General features: G+C 44.2%; 1 protein-coding gene. It reads right to left on the bottom strand.

All coding sequences use genetic code 11. The features are described from left to right. Positions 1–252: 252 nt before the first annotated feature. Positions 253–2,281, bottom strand: a 2,029-nt coding sequence (locus GFJ41_RS20835; RefSeq protein WP_206001593.1) for a hemopexin repeat-containing protein, incomplete at its 5' end; no start/stop codon positions are given.

Raw genomic sequence — 2,281 nt, 5'->3', positions numbered from 1 at the left:
GTTGGATACAGCTATTTGGAATGCCACACTGCACAGTGACAAATAAAGAAACATAGCTCAATTTGCAGTTTGTGGAGTAAAAGTCAGGCTTAGTTAATCGGAGCAAAAGAGGTAGGAAAATACATTTGAGGCCATAGTGACGAATGTCAGAGGAGCATCACTACAGCCTGTTTACATCTTAACTTTACATGATTCAGAAGATGGAAATTGTGTGCTCCTCCTTTAGATGTGGCGCTATCTTCTTTCTGTCCCTTACGCTTTTGGGGGACACCCAAGCAGGTCCTTGGGCACACTTTTCTTCTCAGGCTTGATCTTGGCAGCAATGAATTCCAGGGGTGAGGCATATTCGAAATAATCATCGTCAACCACTACTTTCACACCATGGTCTCCACACATAGCAGTATGCACATGCTTAAATGGGATAGTTTTTGCCTCTGTATGGGTTGGTGGATGTGCATTCAAGTCCACATCATATATTTTATTTCCTTGGATGACATGAACAATGTGATCTTTAGGGCAGATAAAGGTAGCATCTATATGACCCTCAAGTCCCAGTTCATCCTTCACAGTTTTGGGGTAACCTTCTCTGAGTTTGTGAGCCTCTCCATGTGTGTGTGATATATTGTAGCAATATACTTTGTCATTCTTAATAATGTGGATGTGCTCATCATGGGCAAAGGCAGCATCGATATCATCATGCAGCTCTTTAAAGCCACTCTCTATAGGGCCAGCATGATATTTATCTTCGATTTTACTGAGATAGTAGTGGCCTCGGAAAGCAAACAGATCATGATCATCGTCTTCAGTGATGGCATCCAGGTGCATATGGCTGCACTGCTCTCTCTTAATGTGTTCTGCCTCAGTCTTACCATCATAATAAGGACAGCCAAGCAGACCCGTTGCCACATCTTGCTTGTGAGGCTTGATCTTGGATGCAATGAATGTCAGGGGTGAGGCATAGTGATAGTAATCATCTTTAACCACTACTATCACACCATTGTCTCCACACATAGCAGTATCAACATGCTTAAGTGGGATAGGTTTTGCCTCTGTATGGGTTGGTGGATGTGCATTCAAGTCCACATCATATATTTTATTTCCTTGGATGACATGAACAGTGTGATCTTTAGGGCAAATAAAGGTAGCGTCTATATGACCCTCAAGTCCGAGTTCATCCTTGACAGTTTTGGGGTAACCTTCTCTGAGTTTGTGAGCCTCTCCGACTGCGTGTGATATATTATAGACATACATTTTGTCATCCTTAATAATGTGTATGTGCTCATCATGGGCAAAGGCAGCATCGATGTTAGCATGCAGATCTTTAAAGCCACTCTCAATAGTGCCAGCATGAGATTTTCCATCAATTCTACTAAGATAGTAGTGGCCTCGGAAAGCAAACAGATCATGATCATCGTCTTCAGTAATGGCATCTAGATGCACATGGCTGCACTGTTCTCTCTCGAGGTGTTCTTTCTCAGTCTTATCACCATAATTGGGACAATTCATGAAGTAGTCACGAGCCTCCTTTGGATATCTTCCATGAACCGCCCCAGTATTGGGGTTGAACTTAGAGAAACGGTGGCCATGGAGGCAGTAATAGTGTCCAGTATAGTGGAAGGCAGCAGAGCAGTTGGGCATGCTTTTGAATTCTTTATGATGTACCTCCTTGCTGTCAATGTCAAAGTGGTAGATTTCATGTCCCTTGAAAAAGATCACAGTGTTCTTGGGACAGTCAGGCTTGTGGCACTCAACTGCAGCATCCAAATGGTCTGGAATGCCAGGGAATTCCTCAGAGATGTCTTTGGGATATCCATCATTCAGCTTGTGATTTTCATAGCTAAAAACCTTGTTATCCAGAAAGAAATACAGGTGCTCATGGTGGTCAGGACTGTCCTCAGATGGCATGCGGAATGCTGCGTCCACGTGTCCCACCAGATGGTCATCCAGTTCAGGGAAGGTCATATTTGTAAGCTCACCGTCACCATGGAACCCCTTAAACACATGATCATCCTTAAAGAAGTAGTAAATTCCTTCCTTGGTCTCAATCGCAGCATCAAACACTAATTCCGTGCAGCGGTCAAAGTGATGGTGGCCAGGACCATTGTTTTTATGGTCAGGACCATTGTTTTTATGACCAGGCCCATGACCTACCTGTTCATCGTCACCATGCTCATGATGATGCGTGGGAACTGCCAAGCAAAGAGAGAGGGCCAGGCAGATGGCGAACGTCTGGATGAGTAGCCTCATGGTTAAGAGGATCCTCTGGTTCCACTGCAGACAC

Source organism: Paraclostridium dentum (assembly GCF_012922555.1).
In the GTDB taxonomy this organism is placed as follows: Bacteria; Bacillota; Clostridia; order Peptostreptococcales; family Peptostreptococcaceae; genus Paraclostridium; species Paraclostridium dentum.
Note: the sequence above shows the minus strand (reverse complement) of the source record. Positions and strands in the feature narration are given on the sequence as shown.